General features: G+C 44.6%; 1 protein-coding gene. It reads right to left on the bottom strand.

Annotation, left to right across the window (positions count from 1 at the left end):
* Positions 1–166 precede the first annotated feature (166 nt).
* Positions 167–295: a hypothetical protein gene (locus tag HC752_RS25195; protein ID WP_274602167.1), complete on the bottom strand. Its 129-nt coding sequence runs from the start codon at positions 293–295 to the stop codon at positions 167–169.
* Positions 296–983: the final 688 nt, after the last annotated feature.

Below are 983 nucleotides of genomic sequence, written 5' to 3'. Positions count from 1 at the left end.
CCTACAATGACTTGGCTTGCGAGGATTTACAACCTTGATGCTAGTAGATAAATCACATTCAAAAACACGGAAGCCAGCAACTTTTGAGAGCCTTACACCCCTTGAACTCTCAAAGCGCTATAACGCCAGCTTAAACCGCAGACAACGTACAAACCAAGCCGCCGCATTACGCTTTAAACACTAAAATCACTGCAAACCAAAAGTGCCACGCGTTGGCTGTCGGTTTGAAGCTTTTGTTATGCCCAAGCGCCCAATCCGAAGCGGCTTGACCGCCCCACCAAGATGCCAAAGACATACGATGAACTCAATGACTGGCTTTGATTTTTGCTGAGCCGCTCGAAACCTAAAACTACGCAAAAGGTAGATTGGCAACTAGCCAAGGTGGGCGTTGAATTTACAACGAGCACAGAACCCAAACACCAGAAAATCAACTGGGGTATAACGCCAGCTTAAACCGCAGACAACGCACAAAACAAGCTGCTGCACCACGCCTTAAACACTAAATTCACCGCAAACTAAAAATGCCACGCGTTGTTTGTCGGTTTGAAGCTTTTGTTAGAGCGATACAAGTAACAAACTCGCTTGGCAACGAAGCACTTAGCTTGCATGCAATGAAAGCCATCTTAGCCAACAAAACCTTCTGTAACCAGACCACAAAACCCAAAACACCGATTCCGTCAAGAATTTAGAAAACGAACCGAAAGCCAAACTCCAAAATTTGGTGAACAAAATTGGATTAAAAGGCATACAGCAACTTGGCTTGCGACAACTTTTCCATCTTGGGTTTGGTTGAGGAAGCAAACTCAAAAACACTGAAGCCAGCAACTTTCGAATTCCTTACAACCCTAGAATTATCAAAGCGCTATAACGCCAGCTTAAACCGCAGACAACGCACAAAACAAGCCGCTGCATTACGCCTTAAACACTAAATTCACTGCAAACCAAAAATGCCACGCGTTGTTTGTCGGTTTGAAGCTTTTGTT

The sequence above is a fragment of the Vibrio sp. S9_S30 genome, assembly GCF_014694455.1.
In the GTDB taxonomy this organism is placed as follows: Bacteria; Pseudomonadota; Gammaproteobacteria; order Enterobacterales; family Vibrionaceae; genus Vibrio.
The sequence above is the reverse complement of the archived record's forward strand: the minus strand, read 5'-3'. Positions and strand labels throughout refer to the sequence as shown.